Origin of the sequence: Pseudotamlana agarivorans, assembly GCF_018860245.1 — a bacterium.
Classification (GTDB): Bacteria; Bacteroidota; Bacteroidia; order Flavobacteriales; family Flavobacteriaceae; genus Pseudotamlana; species Pseudotamlana agarivorans_A.
In genome coordinates, this window is record NZ_JAHKPD010000012.1 from 351,984 (window position 1) to 373,426 (window position 21,443).

The 21,443-nt window shown below is 34.8% G+C and carries 16 protein-coding genes; 11 read left to right on the top strand and 5 right to left on the bottom strand.

The window, feature by feature from the left end:
- Positions 1-14 precede the first annotated feature (14 nt).
- Entirely contained in the window at positions 15-1,373 is a 1,359-nt protein-coding gene (gene radA, locus KO493_RS07915; RefSeq protein WP_216067402.1) for a DNA repair protein RadA, read from the top strand.
- Positions 1,374-1,413: 40 nt separating this feature from the next.
- Here the strand turns inward: radA and KO493_RS07920 are convergent, their stop codons facing one another.
- Positions 1,414-2,490, bottom strand: coding sequence for a hypothetical protein (locus tag KO493_RS07920; RefSeq protein WP_216067403.1), 1,077 nt, complete (start codon positions 2,488-2,490; stop codon positions 1,414-1,416).
- Positions 2,491-2,886: 396 nt separating this feature from the next.
- Here KO493_RS07920 and ileS point away from each other — a divergent pair, with 396 nt between their 5' ends.
- From ileS to KO493_RS07940, 4 genes are all read left to right on the top strand, one after another.
- Positions 2,887-6,330, top strand: a complete 3,444-nt coding sequence (gene ileS, locus KO493_RS07925) for an isoleucine--tRNA ligase (protein ID WP_216067404.1) — start codon at positions 2,887-2,889, stop codon at positions 6,328-6,330.
- Between the two features lie 4 nt (positions 6,331-6,334).
- Positions 6,335-6,712: a TraR/DksA family transcriptional regulator gene (locus KO493_RS07930; RefSeq protein ID WP_216067405.1), complete on the top strand. Its 378-nt coding sequence runs from the start codon at positions 6,335-6,337 to the stop codon at positions 6,710-6,712.
- A gap of 124 nt (positions 6,713-6,836) precedes the next feature.
- Entirely contained in the window at positions 6,837-7,463 is a 627-nt protein-coding gene (locus tag KO493_RS07935; RefSeq protein WP_216067406.1) for a lipoprotein signal peptidase, read from the top strand.
- 66 nt (positions 7,464-7,529) lie between these two features.
- Positions 7,530-9,422, top strand: a complete 1,893-nt coding sequence (locus KO493_RS07940; protein ID WP_216067407.1) for a hypothetical protein — start codon at positions 7,530-7,532, stop codon at positions 9,420-9,422.
- Here KO493_RS07940 and KO493_RS07945 read toward each other — a convergent pair.
- Genes KO493_RS07945 through KO493_RS07960 form a run of 4 tightly spaced genes read right to left on the bottom strand, consistent with a single transcriptional unit; the run spans position 9,419 to position 12,263 of the window.
- The gene (locus KO493_RS07945) at positions 9,419-9,982 is read right to left on the bottom strand and encodes a 5-formyltetrahydrofolate cyclo-ligase (RefSeq protein ID WP_216067408.1); all 564 of its coding nucleotides are present in this window, start codon (positions 9,980-9,982) and stop codon (positions 9,419-9,421) included. The genes KO493_RS07940 and KO493_RS07945 overlap by 4 nt on opposite strands.
- A gap of 1 nt (position 9,983) precedes the next feature.
- Positions 9,984-10,967, bottom strand: coding sequence for a succinylglutamate desuccinylase/aspartoacylase family protein (locus KO493_RS07950; protein WP_216067409.1), 984 nt, complete (start codon positions 10,965-10,967; stop codon positions 9,984-9,986).
- Entirely contained in the window at positions 10,967-11,842 is an 876-nt protein-coding gene (gene rimK / locus KO493_RS07955) for a 30S ribosomal protein S6--L-glutamate ligase (protein ID WP_216067410.1), read from the bottom strand. Before rimK ends, KO493_RS07950 begins: the two co-directional genes overlap by 1 nt.
- A gap of 1 nt (position 11,843) precedes the next feature.
- Positions 11,844-12,263, bottom strand: coding sequence for an ATP-dependent zinc protease family protein (locus tag KO493_RS07960; RefSeq protein ID WP_216067411.1), 420 nt, complete (start codon positions 12,261-12,263; stop codon positions 11,844-11,846).
- A 143-nt stretch (positions 12,264-12,406) separates the two neighbouring features.
- On the opposite strand from KO493_RS07960, the gene uvrC reads away from it, so the two are divergent.
- The 6 genes from uvrC (at position 12,407) to pgi (ending at position 21,382) form a co-directional block, all read left to right on the top strand.
- The gene (gene uvrC / locus KO493_RS07965) at positions 12,407-14,200 is read left to right on the top strand and encodes an excinuclease ABC subunit UvrC (protein ID WP_216067412.1); all 1,794 of its coding nucleotides are present in this window, start codon (positions 12,407-12,409) and stop codon (positions 14,198-14,200) included.
- A gap of 30 nt (positions 14,201-14,230) precedes the next feature.
- Complete coding sequence (locus tag KO493_RS07970) at positions 14,231-16,468, top strand: patatin-like phospholipase family protein (protein WP_252723183.1); 2,238 nt, start codon at positions 14,231-14,233, stop codon at positions 16,466-16,468.
- A gap of 279 nt (positions 16,469-16,747) precedes the next feature.
- Positions 16,748-17,527 carry a DUF3108 domain-containing protein gene (locus tag KO493_RS07975; RefSeq protein WP_216067413.1) on the top strand — a complete coding sequence of 260 codons (780 nt, stop codon included), beginning with the start codon at positions 16,748-16,750 and terminating at the stop codon, positions 17,525-17,527.
- Between the two features lie 2 nt (positions 17,528-17,529).
- Entirely contained in the window at positions 17,530-18,453 is a 924-nt protein-coding gene (locus KO493_RS07980; protein ID WP_216067414.1) for a tryptophan 2,3-dioxygenase family protein, read from the top strand.
- Positions 18,408-19,748, top strand: a complete 1,341-nt coding sequence (locus KO493_RS07985) for a peptidoglycan DD-metalloendopeptidase family protein (RefSeq protein WP_252723184.1) — start codon at positions 18,408-18,410, stop codon at positions 19,746-19,748. Before KO493_RS07980 ends, KO493_RS07985 begins: the two co-directional genes overlap by 46 nt.
- Before the next feature lie 17 nt (positions 19,749-19,765).
- Positions 19,766-21,382 (top strand): glucose-6-phosphate isomerase, encoded by a 1,617-nt coding sequence (pgi, locus tag KO493_RS07990; protein ID WP_216067415.1) that lies wholly within the window; start codon positions 19,766-19,768, stop codon positions 21,380-21,382.
- Positions 21,383-21,443 lie beyond the last annotated feature (61 nt).

The following is a 21,443-nucleotide window of genomic DNA, read 5'->3' on the forward strand; positions in this document are numbered from 1 at the left end:
ATACAATTGACTTAATGGCTAAGGTTAAAACTACTTTTTTTTGTCAGAACTGTGGAACGCAATTTGCAAAATGGCAAGGGCAGTGTAACGCTTGTAAGGAATGGAATACTATTGTTGAAGAATTGGTTCAAAAGCCAGAAAAAAGTGATTGGAAAACACCTGCTTCTTCTGCCAAACGGGCGTCAATTCCGCTATTAATTAATCAAATTGATACATCAAAAGAACCGCGTTTAAATACATTTGATGGCGAGTTAAATCGTGTTCTAGGTGGTGGTATTGTACCAGGGTCATTAACCTTATTAGGTGGAGAACCTGGAATAGGAAAAAGCACCTTATTGCTTCAGGTGTCTTTAGGGTTGCCCTATAAAACGTTATACGTTTCAGGTGAAGAGAGCCAGAAACAAATAAAGATGCGTGCAGAACGTGTCAATCCAAATAACAGTAATTGTTATATTTTAACCGAAACTAAGACCCAAAATATATTCAAACAAATTGAAGCTCTAGAGCCAGATATTGTAATTATCGATTCTATACAAACGCTTCATAGTGATTATATTGAATCTTCTTCTGGAAGCATTTCTCAAATAAAGGAATGCACTACCGAACTTATCAAATTCGCAAAGGAAACGGCAACTCCTGTGCTCTTAATTGGTCATATTACTAAGGATGGACATATCGCAGGTCCTAAAATATTGGAGCATATGGTGGATACGGTTTTGCAATTTGAAGGCGACCGTAATCATGTGTTTAGGATTTTAAGGGCGAACAAAAATCGTTTTGGTTCTACGAACGAATTGGGGATTTACGAAATGCAAGGCACTGGTCTTCGTGAAGTTTCTAATCCTTCAGAAATACTAATATCTAAAAAAGACGAAGAATTATCTGGTAATGCTATTGCGGCCACTTTAGAAGGTATGCGACCTTTAATGATTGAGGTTCAAGCATTGGTAAGTACAGCGGTTTATGGAACTCCACAACGTTCGGCAACAGGATTTAATGCCAAACGCCTAAATATGCTTTTGGCAGTTTTAGAGAAAAGAGCAGGTTTTAGGTTAGGGGCTAAAGATGTGTTTTTGAATATTACTGGAGGTATTACGGTTGATGATCCTGCGATCGATTTGGCGGTTGTGGCTTCAATTTTGTCTTCTAATGAAGATGTGGCTATTCCGAAAGATTATTGTTTTGCTGCAGAAGTTGGTTTGTCTGGAGAAATTCGTCCGGTACAACGTGTGGAGCAGCGTATTTTAGAAGCTGAAAAATTAGGTTTTTCCACAATATTTGTATCTAAATACAATAAAATTTCACTCCAAAATACGGCAATAAAAATTCAGTTGATATCGAAAATGGAAGATTTAGTCGATTATATCGTTTAGGCTTAATATAACGTATCGTTTTTTACATTTTCAACTCGATTTAATAAGTGCCTTTTTTCTTAATTCCAAAGCGGTATTGAAGCCCTGTTAAAATAAATCGTTGTTGGTCTGATAAGCTAAATTCGCCTCTAAACATCCAGTGTTTATTAATTTGTAAATTAAAGCCCATTTGAAAAGTTACAGTTTGAGCAATTTCTTTTTTTATGTTGTAATTGATTTTTGTTGAAAATACACCACTATCGTTAACTGTTTCTTGAATTGTGGTTAAAGCTTGGTTCTGAGCTTGTAGTTTTATTTTTTCCGCAGGGCTCGTGGAAGGGTCGTTTATAATGGCTTCATTGCTAGTGATTTTGCCGTTTATTTTTTCATTAAAATTCATGTCTAAATTTGGGAAAACTTCATCTAAGCCAATTTCTCCGGAGCTTCCTTTGGCGCCAATAAAGTCTCTATACATAACTCCAGCATATGGGGCGATAAAAAAGTCCTTGTTTTTTTTAGATAAACCAAATCGGTGGCCAGCTCGACCAGACAATGTAGCGTAACCCACTTGTTCTTTTAATAATTCGGTACTGGTTCTTGAGTAATTAAAATCGGTGCTTAAGAAGTAATTGTTCCAACCAAAAATTAAGGTGGTACCAATTCCATAAGTCATAGCGTCAAACTCCACTTTAGACGAAAATTCAGGTAATTGTAAGATAATTTCACCTTCTGCGTTTCTCCATGTGGGTTGTAGGCTCACTGCTGTGCCGCCCTTTACAGCCGAAAACAAGCCGTAAACATTCATAAAAGGTAAAATCCAGGCATCTGCTCTTAAGTTTAAGCCGTTAGTAGTTGCATCAACCTTTGTGAAATTAAGGGTTTCTACATTAATTATGTTTGATACATCTTTGCCAGCAATGTCTAATCCAAATTCTGTAATTTCTAAATCCATAAAGGCGTTCACGTAATTCACATTTATACCAAAAGGAAGTTGAAGTTGATCGGCCATTCCTCGTTCTGCTACTTTATCGGCCCATATAGGTAAAACGTAAGGGTAGCTAATAGTGTCCTGTACTTGAGCAAAGGTTTTAATTGATAATAAAAGAATTGCAAAAGTTATAATGTAGTTTGACTTCATTTGTTTATAAAATTGTGGTTTTATTTAGGAACTTGTCGTTTTAGTCTTTTTTTTTTATTTAGGATCAGATCTCTTTTTTTTGAGTATGAAAGTTCAAATTTAAAGGATTAATCTGAAAAATTAAATCTATTCTGGAAAATGATAAGGAGGCTTAGAGCTTATTCACTATAGTTTGATTGAGTTGTTTATCGAAAATAGAGGCGTGTAGATGACTTCTTTGTATTAATGGTAAGTGAAATACAAAAAGTATGACCGAAAGCGCGGTTATATATTAGCGTGATTTTAAGTTAAATTTTGAGTAAATTAAGGTAATAAGGCTTCCTTAATTTTCTTTTAAAAGCCTATCATTTTAAGTATAATTCCTTAAATTCGCGAACTTATTAGAATTTCAAGTAAATGAACGCTAAATTTCCTGAATATAAAGGTCTTAACTTACCAAACGTAGCAGCAGAAGTACTACAGTATTGGAAAGAAAACAACATTTTTGAGAAAAGTGTAACAACTAGAGAAGGTAAAGCGCCCTATGTGTTTTTTGAAGGGCCACCATCTGCGAACGGACTTCCTGGTGTGCATCACGTTTTGGCGCGTGCTATTAAAGATATTTTTCCGCGCTATAAAACCATGAAAGGTTACCAAGTAAAGCGAAAAGCTGGTTGGGATACACATGGTTTACCTATTGAGTTAGGTGTGGAAAAAGAATTGGGTATCACAAAAGAAGATATTGGTAAATCCATTTCAGTTGAAGATTATAACGCAGCTTGTAGAAAAGCCGTAATGCGTTATACAGATGTTTGGAATGACCTTACCGAAAAAATGGGTTATTGGGTAGATATGGACGATCCATACATTACTTATGAACCTAAATACATGGAGTCGGTTTGGTGGTTGTTAAAAGAAATATACACTAAGAATTTAATGTATAAAGGCTACACCATTCAGCCTTATTCACCTAAAGCTGGTACCGGTTTAAGTTCTCATGAGGTAAACCAACCAGGAGCTTACCAAGATGTAACCGATACCACTATTGTTGCTCAGTTTAGAAGCCCCCTAACCCCCAAAGGGGGCATAGAAAACTCAATTGCTAAAGCATTTGATTTCCCTCCTTCTTTGGAGGGGTCGGGGGAGGCCTTTTTTCTAGCCTGGACGACTACACCATGGACGCTTCCTAGTAATACAGCGTTAACTGTTGGGCCAAAAATTGATTACGTATTAGTAAAAACGTATAATCAATACACATTTGAACCAATACAGGTTGTTTTAGCTAAACCATTGGTTGGAAAACAATTTGATGGGAAGTTTAAAAAGGTTGAAGATGATGCAGCACTTTTAGAATATAAAGCAGGTGATAAAAAAATCCCTTATTTAATTGTAAAAGGGTGTAAAGGGAAAGATTTAGTTGGTATTAAATACGAACAACTTTTACCTTATGCCTTACCGAACGATAATCCTGAAAATGCTTTTAGAGTCATTGCTGGAGATTTCGTAACAACTGAAGATGGCACAGGAATCGTACACACGGCACCAACTTTTGGGGCAGATGATGCCATTGTTGCTAAACAGGCAACTCCTGAAGTTCCTCCAATGTTAGTTAAAGATAAAGATGGTAATTTAGTGCCTTTAGTCGATTTACAAGGGAGGTTTAGACCAGAAATGGCTGAATTTGCAGGTAAATACGTGAAAAACGAATACTACGACGATGGCGAAGCGCCAGAACGTTCTGTAGACGTTGAAATCGCTATCAAATTAAAAGAAGAAAATAAGGCCTTTAAGGTTGAAAAGTACAAGCATAATTATCCGCATTGTTGGAGAACAGATAAACCAATCCTTTATTACCCGTTAGACTCTTGGTTTATTAAGGTAACCGATATCAAAGGGCGTATGCATGAATTAAATGCAGGCATCAACTGGAAACCAAAATCAACGGGAACAGGGCGCTTTGGAAACTGGTTAGCAAACGCTAATGATTGGAATTTATCACGTTCTCGATACTGGGGAATTCCATTGCCAATTTGGAGAAGTGAAGATGGTAAAGAGGAAATCTGTATAGGTTCGGTTGAAGAGCTAAAAGCCGAAATGACTAAAGCAGTTTCAGCAGGGGTTTTAGCAAAAGATATATTCGAAGATTTCGAAGTTGGAAACAATTCTGAAGAAAACTATGCGAAATTAGATTTACATAAAAGTATTGTTGATGACATCGTATTGGTCTCTGCAACTGGGCAGAAAATGTTCCGCGAAAGCGATTTAATCGATGTGTGGTTCGATTCTGGTTCTATGCCTTACGCGCAATGGCATTACCCGTTTGAGAATAAAGAATTAATTGACGAGAATAAATCGTTCCCTGCAGATTTTATTGCTGAAGGTGTCGATCAAACACGTGGATGGTTCTATACACTTCATGCGATTGCAACGATGGTTTTCGATTCTGTGGCTTATAAAAACGTGGTGTCTAACGGATTGGTGTTGGATAAAAACGGTCAAAAAATGTCGAAACGTTTAGGAAACGCGGTAGATCCTTTTGATACCTTAGGTGATTACGGTGCAGATGCTACACGTTGGTACATGATTTCAAACGCTAACCCTTGGGATAATTTAAAGTTTGATTTAGAAGGAATAGAAGAGGTAAAACGTAAGTTCTTCGGAACCCTTTATAATACGTATTCATTTTTCAGTTTATATACTAATTTAGATAAATTTAGTTATGCTGAAGCAGATATCGCTTTAGAAGAACGTCCGGAATTAGACCGTTGGATTCTTTCAGAGTTGCACACTTTAATTCAGAAGGTCGATGCTTTTTATGCCGATTACGAGCCTACAAGAGCAGCACGTGCTATTTCAGATTTCACACAAGATTATGTGAGTAACTGGTATGTGCGTTTAAGTAGAAGGCGTTTCTGGAAAGGGGATTACGAGCAGGATAAAATTTCGGCTTATCAAACCCTATACACTTGTATGGAAACCATTGCTAAGTTGGCTGCGCCAATTGCACCGTTTTTCATGGATAAATTATATTTAGACCTTAATTCAGTTTCGAATAAGGAGCAGTTTGAAAGTGTGCATTTAGCAGATTTCCCTGTGTATAATGAAGCTTTTGTCGACAAGAGTTTAGAGCGTAAAATGGAAAATGCGCAAGTGATTTCATCTTTAGTCCTTTCATTAAGAGCGAAAGAGAAGATTAAAGTACGTCAGCCACTTCAAAAAATAATGATTCCTGTAGATTCTGAACAGCAAAAGGCAGAGATTGCTGCAGTTTCAGAATTGATTAAGCATGAGGTAAATATTAAGGAGATAGAACTTCTTGATGATGCTTCAGAGATCTTAGTGAAACAAATCAAGCCAAACTTTAAAGTTCTTGGTCCGCGCTTTGGAAAAGATATGAAAGCCATTGCTGGAATAGTAATTAACTTTACACCGGAAGATATTAACAAAATTGAACAAAATGGTGCTTTGGAAGTTGATGTTAATGGAAAAAATATTACATTAGAACGCTCGGATGTTGAGATTACCTCGCAAGATATTGAGGGGTGGTTGGTAGCAAATGAAGGTGCTTTAACAGTGGCTTTAGATGTTACTATCTCTGAAGAATTACGTAAAGAAGGGATTGCCAGGGAGTTAATTAACCGAATCCAGAATTTACGAAAAGATTCAGGTTTTGAGGTTACAGATAAAATTACTGTAAAACTTCAAAAAGATGAGCAAATTACAAATGCTGTAGCGGCAAATGTGGCTTATATTAAGTCGGAAACTTTAACCAACGAACTAGAAATAGTTGATAAACTAGATGATGGTATAGAAATTGCGTTTGATGATGTCAATACCAAATTGTTTATCCAAAAACATTGAAATTATGGAAAATAACGTAAGATATTCGGATGCAGAATTAGCAGAGTTTAAAGTATTAATTTCTGAAAAAATAGAAAAGGCAAAGTACGATTTAGATCTTATTAAAAGCGCCTATATGAACGATTCTACTAATGGTACTGAAGATACCTCTCCTACATTCAAAGCTTTTGATGAAGGTAGTGCTGTTATGAGTAAAGAGTCGAATTCTCAATTGGCCATTCGTCAAGAGAAATTTATTCGCGATTTAAAAAATGCCCTTATTCGTATTGAAAATAAAACTTACGGTATTTGCCGTGTTACAGGAAAATTGATTAATAAAAAACGCTTAGAGCTTGTACCTCATGCTACTTTAAGTATTGAAGCAAAAAACATGCAACAGTAAGTTTTTTTAAATATTATAGTTTAACGTCTCAATAACATTGAGGCGTTTTTCATTTTAATACATTTGTTGGTCTTCATGATAAGTTTCAAGAAGGCTGCTTTTGTAAAGATTTTAAACGGAATACATGTCTTTAAAAAAATCCATTTTTATAATAATTGTTATTTTACTAATCGATCAGGTTAGTAAGGTGTATGTAAAAACGCATTTTGCGCTTCACGAAAGTGTCGATGTGTTTTCGTGGTTTAAAATCTACTTCATTGAAAATGATGGTATGGCCTGGGGGACAAAAATTAGTGATTTTACCTCTCTAATTTCAGACCGAACCGCTAAAGTCGCTTTAACTTTGTTTCGTGTTTTTGCCATATTCGGTATCGGGTATTGGCTTTATGATAGTACTAGAAAACAAAATTCAAAAATATTAATACTTGCCATAGCACTTATATTTGCTGGGGCTTTAGGGAATATTATCGATTCTGTTTTTTACGGTGTTATATTTGAAAATAGTTATAATCAAGTCGCTACTTTTTTACCTGAAGCTGGTGGTTACGATACGTTACTGCACGGGCGTGTTGTTGATATGCTTTATTTTCCTTTGATTGAAGTCGATTTACCACAATGGATGCCATTTTACGGGGGGCAACGCTTTAACTTCTTTGAACCGGTATTTAATATTGCCGATGTGGCGATAAGCACAGGGTTTATTATGCTAATTGTTTTTAATAAACAGGCTTTTTCTAGCAAAATCGAGTAATTTTTTTGTAGGAAGAATTTTCTGGTGGTATGGTATTTCCTATATTTGGGGCTTAATCCCTTGTTTATGAAGCTTAGCCACTTACTATTAACTATTTCCTTAGTTTTTTTATGTCAAAATATTGTTGCTCAAAATAGATTTGATGTTGTTTTTCCTAGAAATCAAAAAGAGAGAAGTGAAAAATGTAAAACTTGTTTTGAAGTCTTACAAATAAAACCTAAAGAAGTTCAATTCGCTGTTAAAAGGGATGGTAATAATCTCTATTTTGAAGTTAATGATAAAGACTGGTTTAATAAATTATTCCATGACGAAGGTGCTGGCATTGCTATAGATATTGTTACGAAAGATCATTACGCTTGTAGTTTAGATACCGTTTTAAATACTCAAATTAGAGGCAGACTTACAAAACCATTATATGGTTCTAGGTTAAGAAAAGGGCTCCGGCCACATGGTGAAAATAGTTTTCGAGTACATGTTGGGCGCGTTTCAGATATTGAAATAAAGAAGCCTATAGAGTTTAATATCATGTTTTTGGGCAATAAGAATTTATGTCGCTATAATCTTATTTATGACTTAGAAGCTTATCCTTGGGATTTATTGGATATGGGCATGTATTTGGATACTTTAACTTATAGTACAAGGCGCATTCAGGCGAAATCTAAAGATGCTTTTATCCTAAAAAACAAAACCTTGAAATTCAAAATTCCTTTTGAAAAGGATAAATCTGAATATTCCCAGGAAGATATCAAGCCCATATATGATTCCTTGCGTTTAACAGATTATTATATTAAAACTATAAATATTAAAGCATATGCTTCAGTTGAAGGTAGTTTGGAACGTAATATGGAATTGCAGGAACAACGCGCCAATAGTATTGTGGCAGCATTACAAACTTTTCAGCAGCCCACAATTGAAACGACGGTAAGTTCTTCAGAGAATTGGGTAGAGTTTTTAAATGATATTAAGGGTACTAAGTATGAAAGTTTAAACAAATTAACCAAAGTACAGGTTAAAGCTAAACTAGCGGGAGGTCTAAGTGCGCCATTAGAACCTGTATTAGAACGTCATAGAAAAGCCGTTTTAGAATTGGAACTAGAGCGAAAAGATAAATACAAAGTGATGTCTGAAGATGTGCTTTTAGAAAAGTTTCATGATGCCTTAAGTACTCATGATTTAGAGGAGGCTATCGTGATACAAAACTCCATATTTTCAAAAATTAATTCCAACGCCATTTCTCCATTATATTTAGGAAAAATGGACATCCCTAAACAGGCTGAATTTGCTAAAGTTTTGAATAAAAACGCGTCTTTTTTATCCACTTTAGACGTTAGGCAAGGATTAAATGTATATAATGAATTGTTGGAGCTTGAAAAATTGGTGCCAGACAATGCTCAAGTGAAATATAATATTGTAGCCCTTAAAATTAAAATATGGCGTTTTAATTGGCAAGAAATTGATGATGTCAAGTTGAAAAATCAAATTAATGCACTAAAAAATTATGGCATTGATGAGGCGCTCATATCCAGAATGCTTGTGAATTATCACATTACTAAAGCTGAGCGGTACATGCGTAAAAGGGAATATGATAAGAAAGATAAATCCATTGCTTTTATAAATGATCATTATCAGAAATTTACTTTATCGGATTATGATTATTTAAGCTTGGCCCAGTTTTTTAGTTACTACGCGAATATCGATTTGTCTGAGGAGCTATTAAAAGATAAGGCTAAAAGTATCGATGTAGATGAAGATTTACTTTACTATTATTTAAATTTAACCCTTGTAAACAAGGCGTTAACACAGGATCCTGATTATAGAACGATTTTGTTAAATGCTTACAACATGAATCATGAGCGTTTTTGTAAGCTTTTTAATTCTGTAGCAGATGGCGGTGTTACATTTCAGTTATTAGCCGATGCATATCTTAGAGCCACTTATTGCGAGAATTGCAACAATTAAAAATGATAGATCCTTTTGGGAGTTACGCAAAAGTTTAGTTTAACATCAGTTTCAAAAGTATCGATGGTTTCGGGGTCAGCTTCAAATAAAGACAGGCCTACTTTTATAGTTTCTGGCGCGCATTGTGCTAGGAAACGATCGTAAAAACCTTTGCCATAGCCCACACGATTTCCAAGATTATCGAAAGCCAATAGCGGAATGAAAACCACGTTGGTTTTATTGTTATCTATTGGAATACCATCGACAGGTTCTGGGATGTTATAGCTGTTTTTTTTAATAACCGTATTATCTGTAAGCAGGAAACTATGCATGTCTCCGGTATTAAAATCACTTTTTGAAATGAGGATGTTTTTGTCTTTGCCAGATAAAATATTCAGAATATAATCGGTGTTTATTTCTTTTAATTCCGCAATAGTTAAAAATATATGGTAGAAGGAATGTTCCCAAATAGCAAGCTTTAAAAGCTGATTTGAAATATCTAAGCTTAAATCTTCAATTTGATTGTTTGATAAATCATTACGAAGGGTTTTATATTTTTTCCGTAAAGCTGTTTTACTCATATTAATTTAATACGCGTTTTAGTTTTTTTGAAATATGAAATAAGGCATCCCCCTGGTATACAATTGGTGCTTCATTAACATTTATGATGTAGCCAGAATTTGGTGCTTTTACAGCGTAATCAAACTTTCCGTAGGGGTCTGTAATATGGCCGAGAATAGCACCTTGAAGTACGTATGCGCCAATATGTATGGTTTCTTTAAACATCCCAGAATATTTAGCTCTTAACCATTTGCTGTCATCTATAAATACACAGTCATGTCTTGGTTTTGAAGATTTAATAGTGCTACTAAGCATGCCCAAATGTTTCAAAATACGTTTGGAACCATTCACTCCAGAATTTGTAACGGCATCATCAATATGAAATGATTTTCCACCTTCAAAAAGTAGGATAGGTTTCCCTAATTTAGAACATGTTGCCCTAAACGATTTAGGTAAGTTTTTAGAATACAAAACAAAAGGCGCTCCAAATACTTTAGCTAAAGCAATAAGTGCTTCATTACTTTTTTCAAAACGTAGTTGCGGGGCATTAAAGCGCCCAGAACCACCAGTGTGAAAATCGATGATAAAATCAACATTTGGAATCACATCATTTATCAGTTTATAGGCTACTCGTCCTGCTAGAGAACCCGTAGGACTTCCTGGAAACACGCGATTTAAATCACGGCCGTCTGGAAATTCTCGTTTTAAGTTTATAAATCCGAAAATATTTATAACAGGCATGCAAATTACAGTGCCGCATTTGGGTTTGTTGATGCCTTTAGCAATAAGCTGTCTTACAATTTCAACGCCATTAACTTCATCGCCATGAATTCCTGCTGTAAATAAAACAGTGGGGCCTGGTTTTTTTGCACGTTCTATAATTATAGGCACGTTTACAGGCGTTGATGAGTGTAAATTTGCAACATTAAAATTAACTTCTTTACGTTCGCCCAGTTTTATGGTGGCCCCAAGAATATGGAGGTCACCGTTGTTTATGGCAGTCATTATCGCTTATTTTTTTCAATAAAGGTGATAATAGATTTTGCTATATTTCGTCCAGTGGCTTTTTCAATGCCTTCTAGTCCGGGCGTTGAGTTTACTTCTAATAACAAGGGGCCTCGCGAAGATTGTAGCATATCTACACCGCAAACGGGAAGCTTTAAAGCGTCGGCAGCACTCATCGCTAACTTAAGCTCGTCGTGACTTAATTTAATAATATTTGCCGATCCACCACGGTGTAAGTTAGAGCGAAATTCACCTTCTTTTCCCTGGCGTTTCATGGCGCCAACCACTTGGCCATCTACCACTAAGGCACGTAAATCTGCACCCCCAGCTTCTTTTATAAATTCTTGAACAATTACACGAGCTTGTAAACCATTAAAAGCTTCAAGAACAGATTCGGCCGCACTCTTTGTTTCAGCTAAAACGACACCCAAACCTTGTGTGCCTTCTAATAATTTTATGATTACAGGTGTTCCTCCTACGTGTTCAATAACTTCTTCAACATCTCTTGAGTAGTTTGTAAAAACTGTTTTTGGCATGCCTATACCCGCTTTACTTAAGCGTTGTAAACTACGTAACTTATCTCTAGATCGCTGTATAGCGTCTGAAGTTACAATGGTAAAAACACCCATCATTTCAAATTGTCTCACTACGGCGCAACCATAAAAAGTTACCGAAGAACCAATTCTTGGAATTATGGCATCTACGTAATCCAGGTAACGGTCTTTGTAGTAAATGGTTGGTTTTTCCTTTTCAATGATGATATCACATTTAAGAGGATCAATAATCTCCATTTTGTGACCTCTTTTTAACCCTTCTTCAATAAGGCGGTCAGTGGAGTATAACTGTGAATTTCTGGATAGAACGACTATATTCATTTTATTTTTTTAAGAAAGAAACGTTTAGTAAATCTACATCTACTACAAATTTTTGTTTTAGGAATTGTCTGCCAATAAGCACAGGGAACTTCATATCGTCTCTTGTGCTTAAAGTTAAGTTAATCTTATATGTTTTGCCAAAAAATATGACATCAGTTTTTATTTTGTAACGATTTTCTTTAAACCCATTGCTGCTTTTAACATCGGTACGCTGAAAGGTTGCGAAAACAATTTCAGTTTTTCCAAAGTTTTTATGAGTATTGCTATTAAAAATACATCTTAGGGTGCTACCATCTTCAATGATTTTAGAACAATGGATGGTAGATGTGTAGGCTCCTGTGTCCATTTTCACATCGATATTAAATAATTCTAGATTGGGGAAGTCTACGATATCAGTACGTCCAATCGTTTTTTTGCTCATTTCGTAATTTTTAAAAAGTGGCGCAATGTAGTTATAATTAGTATTGATTGGTTTACTCAAAGATAAATAACTTAAAAATATTTAAGAGATTTATATGATGAGCTGTTTTTATTAAAAATTTAAAAAGAATTACCTTTACTATAATGGATACTCCTAATATAAAAATACTACTAAAAACCCTTCCAAATGAACCTGGTGTCTATCAATATTATGATAAAGATGGCACTATAATCTACGTTGGTAAAGCAAAAAATCTAAAAAAAAGAGTCGGTTCTTACTTCACTAAAACACACGATAGCGGCAAAACACGTGTATTGGTGCGAAAAATAGTAGATATCAAACACATTGTTGTGGATACCGAGACCGACGCCTTATTATTAGAAAATAATTTAATAAAAAAGTATCAACCACGTTATAATGTTTTGTTGAAGGATGACAAATCTTACCCGTGGATTTGTATAAAAAATGAACGCTTTCCGCGCGTGTTTTCTACACGTCGCGTTTTTAAAGATGGTAGTGAGTATTTTGGGCCTTATACCAGTGGAAAAACAGTTTACACCTTATTAGATTTAATAAAAGGCTTGTACAGTTTGAGAACTTGTAATTATCATTTGGCTGAAGATAAGGTAGATTCTGGAAAATATAAAGTGTGTTTAGAATACCATTTAGGAAATTGTAAAGGGGCTTGTGAAGGTTTAGAAACGGAAGTCGAATACAATGAAAACATTAATGCGATTCGGGAGATTTTAAAAGGAAATTTTAAAGATTCGCTTCAGCAATTTAAGCTTCAAATGAAAGAGTTTGCTGAAAATATGCAATTTGAAGAAGCTCAAAAAATAAAAGAAAAGGTTGAAGTTTTACAGAATTATCAATCAAAATCTACAATTATAAATCCGAAAATAAGTAATGTCGATGTGTTTTCTATAATGAGTGATGAAAGTTACGGGTATATTAATTTTTTACAAATATCCTATGGCTCTATCATTCGTTCACATACTTTGGAGGTTAAGAAGAAGTTGGAAGAAACCGATAAAGAACTTTTAGAGCTTGCCATTACTGAAATTCGTCAACGTTTCAATTCTAATTCTAAAGAAATTTACGTACCTTTTAATGTGGATTTAGGTCATGAGATGAAAGTTACGATTCCTAAGTTGGGTGATAAAAAACACATTCTTGATTTATCATTAAGAAACGCGAAATATTATCGTATGGAGCGTTTTAAGCAAATAAAAATTGTAGATCCAGATCGCCATGCCAATCGTATTATGGCGCAAATGAAAATTGATTTAAGGTTATCGGAAGAACCACGACATATAGAGTGTTTTGATAACTCAAATATTCAAGGTACTAATCCTGTTGCGGCCTGTGTGGTATTTAAAGATGGTAAGCCAAGTAAAAAAGATTACCGTCATTTTAATATAAAAACAGTTGTTGGACCAGACGATTTTGCTTCCATGGAAGAAGTTGTTTATAGACGTTACAAGCGTTTGGTTGAAGAGGAGCAACCCTTGCCACAGCTTATTATTATAGATGGCGGAAAAGGGCAATTGTCTTCCGCTTTGAAAAGTTTAGATGATTTAGGTTTGCGAAATGAAATTGCAATTATAGGTATCGCGAAACGCCTAGAAGAGTTATTTTATCCGGATGATCCCATTCCGTTGTATTTAGATAAAAAGAGTGAAACCTTAAAAGTGATTCAGTTTTTACGAAATGAAGCCCACCGTTTTGGAATTGAACATCACAGAAATAGACGCAGTAAAGGCGCATTGAATACGGAGCTTGAAACCATACAAGGTGTTGGAGAAAAAACAATTGTAGAACTTTTAAAGCATTTTAAATCGGTTAAACGGATTTCAAATGCCAATCGCGAAGCATTAGAAGCAGTTGTAGGAGTTTCTAGGGCAGCAAAAATTTATAATCATTATCACAAAAAATAAAAAGATTTAGTTAACAATTTCGAATATAATTTGATCAAAAAACTATCCATATGCATTGTTTTTATTCTCGCAGTTTTTTCCGCGGAAGCGCAAAAGCGCAATCAAGAATACAAACCCAAAGTGGGATTGGTGCTTAGTGGAGGTGGAGCAAAAGGCTTAGCGCATATAGGTGCGTTGAAAGTTATAGATAGTTTAGGTGTAAAAATAGACTATGTAGCGGGTACGAGCATGGGCGCAATTATCGGCGGACTATATGCGGCAGGGTACTCTGGGAAACAGTTGGATTCTTTATTTCAAGTGATTAATTTTGATAAGCTCTTAAGTGATGAACTGCCAAGAGGGGCTAAAACATTTTCAGAACGTGTTAAGGCCGAAAAATATGCCATAAAATTACCGTTTGATCATTTTTCAGTAAAATTACCATCGGCCATTTCAAAGGGACATAATTTTTACAATTTATTTTCTGAATTATTACTTCCTGTGGGGGAGATCGATGATTTTAGTAAACTCCCAATACCATTTTTTTGCGTAGCCACCAATATTGAAAATGGTAAACAAGTGATTCTAAATAAAGGGAATTTGGTGCAATCTATAATGGCAAGTGGGGCATTACCGTCTTTATATCAACCTGTTATTATTAATGACGCCGTTCTTGTTGATGGTGGTGTAGTAAATAATTACCCTGTAGATGAACTTCGCGATTTTGGGATGGATATCGTTATTGGTGTTGATGTCCAAGACGGTCTGGCAGATCGCGAGCGTTTAACTACTGCGCCAGATGTTTTATTTCAGATAAATAACTTTCGTACTATTAGTGATATGCGTCAAAAGGTCATGAAAACCGATATTTATATCAAGCCTAATATTAAGGAATTTAGTGTGATTTCTTTTGATGAAGGACAGCAAATCATTGGTGCCGGAAGTGCGGCCGCTTTAACCAAAGTTAAAGTCCTTAAGAAACTGCCTAGACATAAACCAAATGGTGTAAAACTGCCATTAAAATATAAGCATATCGATACTATTGGTATTAATAATATTCTAATAAAAGGGAATGAAGATTATACAAGAGCGTATATTTTAGGTAAGCTCAAGTTAAAATCAAATGAAAAAATAAGTTATAAGGATTTTAATGAAGGTGTGGATAATTTGGTTGCTACAGATAATTTTGATGCTTTTGAGTATCAGCTAAAACAGTCTACGGATACAATAGGGTATGATTTAATTGCCAAGGTAAAAGAATCACCTATAGATACCTACATAAAATTTGGTGCGCATTACGACGATTTATATAAAACTGGCATATTACTCAATCTTACCAAAAAAAGAATGCTTTTTAAAAACGATGAGATGTCTCTGGATGTTATTTTAGGAGATAATGTGCGGTACGATTTTGAGTATTTAATTGATAAAGGTTTTTATTGGAGTATCGGGTTAAAATCAAGATACAATCAGTTTGATAAAAAAGTGAGTGCTGGACTTGTTTTAGAAGAATCGATTTCCAGAAGTAGTGGTTTAAATAAGATTGATGTAAAATTACGTGATTTCACCAATCAGTTTTATGTACAAACCTTATTTCGAAGAGATTTTGCCTTTAGTATGGGTGCAGAGCATAAGCATTTGGAATTAGATACCGAAAATTTAGCAGGGCTAGATAGTAACGTGTATTCATTTCAAAGTACAAACTACTTAGGGCTTGTTGGAGCTTTAAAAATGGATCAATATGATGATTTTTATTTTCCATCAAAAGGCGTATATTTTGATGGCCAATTAAATATATACCTTTACTCTTCAAGTGAAGGAAGTGATTTCGAAAATTATTCAATTGCTAAAGCTAGTATGGGCTATGCTTCAAGAATTTCAAATAAACTAGCTTTTAATTATCAAGCTAGTGGCGGATTTAAGTTTGGAGATAAATCTGATCGTGCCTTAAATTTCGCTTTAGGAGGTTTTGGGAGTAATTTAATTAATAATTTCGTGCCTTTTTTAGGTTATGATTTTGTGTCCTTAACAGGAAATAGTTATGTGAAATCATCACTTACCTTAGACTACGAGATTTTTAAAAAACAACATGTTTTAGTTGAAGGGAATTGGGCCAATATTGAAGATGATATTTTCGATTCGGGAGAGTGGCTCACCCTTCCAGATTATACAGGGTATAGTTTAGGCTATGGTGTTGAAACTTTTATTGGTCCCATTCAGTTTAAGTACTCCTATTCACCTGAATTAGGCGAAAGTATATGGTTTTTTAATGTTGGTTTTTGGTTCTAAAACCCCATTTGAATGCATATATTAAATTAGTGTAAAAACTTGAAGTATTGTTAATAGATCTGTTGTAATTATATCCAATAGGTCTTTTTTTATGAAAATAAATTGAATACATTTAATTTTCTATAAGTTGGTACTTTAGTTTTTAAATAGAAATTAGAATCGCGGTTCTAATACAATACCTCCTATTGAATTTTTTATTTTTGGAATAGTCATTGTTCTATTCAAGAAAAACAATAAAAATACAACCAGTAAGTTGTATAGTAAATTGCCCTTTGGATCATGAAAAAAACATTGCTAATTATAATTGTCTTAATAACAACCACTTCGGTTTTTGCCCAACAGGAATCCGCTTTTCGTTCGGGTGAATGGTTTAAGTTTAAAATGAGCTATAGTAATTGGCTTAAAGCGGGAAACGCCACTTTAACTGTGAAAGAAAGTCAATTAAAAGGTCGCGATGTATATCATGTGGTTGGAAAAGGTTGGACCACTGGTATGATTAAGTGGTTTTTTGCGGTTGAAGATCGCTATGAAAGTTATTTTGATAAGGAATACTTGGTACCTTATAAGTTTGTAAGAGATATTGATGAGGGTGGTCATACAAAGGATCTAGTTGTCGATTTCGATCAAAACAAAAACAAAGCTTATGTTCATGACAAAAAGCGAGGGTCCAAAAAAACAGTAAATACGAAACCAAACGTTCAAGATATGGTTTCAACATTTTATTATCTCCGTAATAAATTGGATACCAAATCACTAAAGGTAGGGCATGAAGTACATGTCGATATGTTTTTTGATGATGAAAATTACGGGTTTAAATTAAAGTATCTTGGGGAAGAGACCATCACTACAGGTTTCGGTCCAGTACGCAGTTTAAAGTTTAGACCGTATGTTATGGCAGGTCGTGTTTTTAAAGAAGAGGAAAGTTTAACCCTTTGGGTGTCTAAAGACAAAAATAAAATCCCTTTACGTATCCAGGCAAATTTAGCAGTAGGGTCTTTGCGCGCCGATTTAGAAGACTTTAGTGGTTTAAGTCATCCGTTTAAAACAACAAAGAACTAGACATGTTGGACTCTAATATTACGAATAAACTCAAAGAAAAGTACGAAGCGATTGATCAAGACCTAGAAACGCATCTTGAAGGTTTGTTGCATAGTAAACCAATTAATTATTGGGATTACATTCATACAGAAACGTTGTTAAACCTTCAAATACCGCGTACCGATTTTCCGGATGAAATGGTTTTTATCATGTACCATCAAATATCGGAGCTTTTATTTAAAATGGTGCTTAGTGAAATTACGCAGGTAGCCGAAGCTCAAAATTTAACTCCCGAATTATTTACAGACAAAATTATGCGCGTGAGTCGTTATTTCGATGTACTCACTTCTTCATTTAGTATCATGAAGGATGGTATGGATATTGAGCAATATAATAAGTTTAGAACCACTTTAACGCCCGCAAGTGGTTTTCAAAGTGCACAATATAGAAAAATTGAATTTGCATCTACAGAACTTATAAATTTGATAGATAGGCGTTTTCGAGACACAATTGATCGAAATACATCTTACGAACATGCCTTTGAACATTTGTATTGGCAAGCGGCTGGAAAAGATTTTGTTACAGGAAAAAAGAGCTATACTTTAACAATTTTTGAACAGAAGTATAAATTAGAATTTATTAATTTTACGCGGTTTTATAAAAGCAATAATTTGTGGAGTAAATTTAAACAGTTACCTAAATCTGCACAACAAAACGAAGCTCTAGTAAAAGCAATGCGACACTATGATTATACTGTGAATATCAAGTGGGTCATGGCGCATTACAGAACAGCAAATCATTATTTAAATATTGGAGGAGAAACTGCCGAGGCAACTGGGGGCAGCGAATGGGTGAAGTATATGCATCCAAAATACCAAAAAAGAATATTTTTTCCAGAATTATGGACAGAGACAGAAAAAGAAGCATGGGGAACAAATATAGAGTAGCAGCACTATTATTAGTCATATTATTTTCAGCCTGTAAGGAGGCAACAAAAACACCGATACCAATTGTAAAAGTAGACATTCCGGAAATTGAAGAAGTAAAGGATATCATAGAATTCGGTTATAATCTGAACGATTTTGTAGTCAAACGTGATACGATTAAGAGTGGTGATAGTTTTGGGCAGATTTTGGGCCGAAATAACGTCGGTTATTCCACCATTCATAATATAGTAGAATCTGCAAAAAACACTTTTAATATTAGAAGCCTGCAATTAGGGAAACCTTATACGCTTTTGTGTGCTAAAGATTCGCTAGAAACACCTGAGTGTTTTATATATCAACCAAATCCAGAGGATTATGTGGTCATTGATTTTAAAGATTCCATTCAAGCCTATACCGATAAAAAACCTATAAACTATATTGAAAAATCGGCTACAGGTGTTATTAATAGTAGTATTTCGGTCGCATTGGAAGAGCAGGGGTTAAGTCCGCGATTGGCTTTTAAATTAGCCGATGAAATTTATGCATGGACCATCGATTTTAGAAGACTTCAAAAAGGAGATCGTTTTAAAGTTATTTATACCGATAAGTATATTGACGACTCTATTTATACCGGCGTTCATAATGTGAAAGCAGCTTATTTTGAGCATAATAGTGAACCTTTTTACGCCTTTGCTTTTGAGACGGATGCCGAAAAGGGTATAGTAGATTATTTTAATGACGAAGCTAAAAACTTGCGTCGCGCATTTTTAAAAGCGCCTGTGCAGTTTAGTAGAATTTCTTCAAGATATAACTTAAAGCGACGTATTGCTGTTTATGGTTACAAGGTAAGACCACATAAAGGAACCGATTTTGCCGCACCTATTGGTACACCAATTATGGCGACGGCCAATGGTACGGTTACCAAGAGTGAACGTCGAGGAGGAAATGGTAATTATGTAAAAATTAGACATAATGCTACTTATGAAACACAGTACCTTCATATGAGTAAGCGTAAAGTAAAGGTGGGAGAATATGTAAAGCAAGGTGATGTTATTGGCTGGGTTGGTATGACGGGTAACACAGGAGGGCCACATGTATGTTATCGTTTTTGGGTGAATGGAAAACAAGTGGATCCGTTTAAACAGAAATTACCATTGGCGAAATCGATATCAGATTCACTAAAAATTGAATACTTGGACTTCATCAAACCAATAAAAGAACAATTGGATAATATTCCTTTTGAAGTTAAACCAGAGCTTATCGAAGAACCTAAAGGGGAGACGGTTAGACAAAGTAATCAAAATCTAATTTCGTAACTAACTAATTTTTAAATATGCTGCCAAACACAAACCCAACGACGACAAAATCTTGGAAGAAACTTCAAGAACATTTTGAAGCTGTAAAAGATGTACACATGAAAGATTTGTTTGCTGCCGATGCAGAGCGAGCAAATAAATTCACCATAAAATGGGAAGATTTTTATGTAGATTTTTCTAAAAATAGGATTACTGAAGAGACCTTAGGATACTTATTGCAATTAGCTGATGAGGTTAAATTAAAAGACGCGATTAAAAGTCAGTTTTCCGGAGATATTATAAATCAAACTGAAGGTCGAGCAGTTCTACATACAGCACTTAGGGCTCCGAAAAATGCAGAATTTAAAGTTGATGGCGAAGAGGTCATGCCCGAAATTTATGCTGTTAAAGAAAAAATAGAACGCTTTACTAATGACGTTGTAAGTGGAACACTTAAAGGTTACACCGGAAAAGCATTTACCGATGTTGTAAATATTGGTATAGGAGGCTCCGATTTAGGACCTGCTATGGTTGTAGACGCTTTACAGTTTTATAAAAATCATTTAACAACACACTTTGTAAGCAATATAGATGGCGATCATGTTAATGAAGTGATTAAAAAATTAGATCCAGAAACAACTTTGTTTGTTATTGTTTCTAAAACATTTACGACCCAAGAAACGCTTTCAAATGCAAACACCATAAAAGAGTGGTTTTTAAAATCGGCTAATGAAGACGCTATTGCCGAGCATTTTGTTGCTGTTTCTACAAATATTGAAAAGGTTCAAGGTTTCGGAATAGATGCTAATAATATTTTCCCGATGTGGGACTGGGTTGGTGGTCGTTTTTCACTTTGGAGTGCCGTTGGCTTAACGATTAGTTTGGCTGTAGGTTATGAGCATTTTGATAGCTTGCTTAAAGGCGCTAACAAAATGGATGATCACTTCAAAAATGAAGATTTTGATTCTAATATTCCAGTGGTTTTAGCCTTACTAAGTGTTTGGTATAATAACTTTTTTAATGTTGAAAGTGAAGCTGTGATTCCTTATTCGCAGTACTTAAATCAGTTTGCTACTTATTTACAGCAAGGGATTATGGAAAGTAATGGGAAAAGTGTTGATAGAAATGGAAATCCAATTGACTATCAAACCGGAACTATTATATGGGGTGAGCCAGGAACAAATTCGCAACATGCCTTTTTTCAATTAATTCATCAAGGAACAAAATTAATTCCAGCTGATTTTATTGGGTTTGGTAAGTCATTACACGGTAATCAAGATCACCAAGATAAGTTAACTTCAAATTTCTTGGCGCAGACAGAAGCTTTACTTAATGGTAAAACGGAAGCTGAGGTTGTGGCAGAAGGAACGCCAGAGGCAATAATCCCATTTAAAATATTTAGTGGAAATAAGCCAACAAATACCATTTATATCAATAAACTTTCACCAGAAAGTTTAGGGAAATTAATTGCCATGTATGAGCACAAAATATTTGTTCAGGGTATTATTTGGAATATTTTTAGCTACGATCAGTTTGGAGTAGAGCTAGGAAAGCAATTGGCTAGTAAAATTTTACAAGAATTTAATACAAGCGCTACTAACGAACACGACTCTTCAACTCAGAATTTATTAGATTTTTACAAAAAATTACGTTAAAAAAATAGCATACAATTAAAAATAAGGCATCATTTTTAAAAAAATGGTGCTTTATTTTTTT

Excerpts from the sequence above, each read along its gene's own strand:
- ileS (WP_216067404.1), top strand. The coding sequence starts at position 2,887 with ATGAACGCTAAATTTCCTGAATATAAAGGTCTTAACTTACCAAACGTA.
- pgi (WP_216067415.1), top strand. The coding sequence starts at position 19,766 with ATGCTGCCAAACACAAACCCAACGACGACAAAATCTTGGAAGAAACTT.
- KO493_RS07920 (WP_216067403.1), bottom strand. The coding sequence starts at position 2,490 with ATGAAGTCAAACTACATTATAACTTTTGCAATTCTTTTATTATCAATT.
- KO493_RS07960 (WP_216067411.1), bottom strand. The coding sequence starts at position 12,263 with ATGAGCAAAAAAACGATTGGACGTACTGATATCGTAGACTTCCCCAAT.
- KO493_RS07930 (WP_216067405.1), top strand. The coding sequence starts at position 6,335 with ATGGAAAATAACGTAAGATATTCGGATGCAGAATTAGCAGAGTTTAAA.
- KO493_RS07950 (WP_216067409.1), bottom strand. The coding sequence starts at position 10,967 with ATGACTGCCATAAACAACGGTGACCTCCATATTCTTGGGGCCACCATA.
- KO493_RS07935 (WP_216067406.1), top strand. The coding sequence starts at position 6,837 with ATGTCTTTAAAAAAATCCATTTTTATAATAATTGTTATTTTACTAATC.
- uvrC (WP_216067412.1), top strand. The coding sequence starts at position 12,407 with ATGGATACTCCTAATATAAAAATACTACTAAAAACCCTTCCAAATGAA.
- KO493_RS07980 (WP_216067414.1), top strand. The coding sequence starts at position 17,530 with ATGTTGGACTCTAATATTACGAATAAACTCAAAGAAAAGTACGAAGCG.
- KO493_RS07985 (WP_252723184.1), top strand. The coding sequence starts at position 18,408 with ATGGACAGAGACAGAAAAAGAAGCATGGGGAACAAATATAGAGTAGCA.
- KO493_RS07945 (WP_216067408.1), bottom strand. The coding sequence starts at position 9,982 with ATGAGTAAAACAGCTTTACGGAAAAAATATAAAACCCTTCGTAATGAT.
- radA (WP_216067402.1), top strand. The coding sequence starts at position 15 with ATGGCTAAGGTTAAAACTACTTTTTTTTGTCAGAACTGTGGAACGCAA.
- rimK (WP_216067410.1), bottom strand. The coding sequence starts at position 11,842 with ATGAATATAGTCGTTCTATCCAGAAATTCACAGTTATACTCCACTGAC.
- KO493_RS07940 (WP_216067407.1), top strand. The coding sequence starts at position 7,530 with ATGAAGCTTAGCCACTTACTATTAACTATTTCCTTAGTTTTTTTATGT.
- KO493_RS07975 (WP_216067413.1), top strand. The coding sequence starts at position 16,748 with ATGAAAAAAACATTGCTAATTATAATTGTCTTAATAACAACCACTTCG.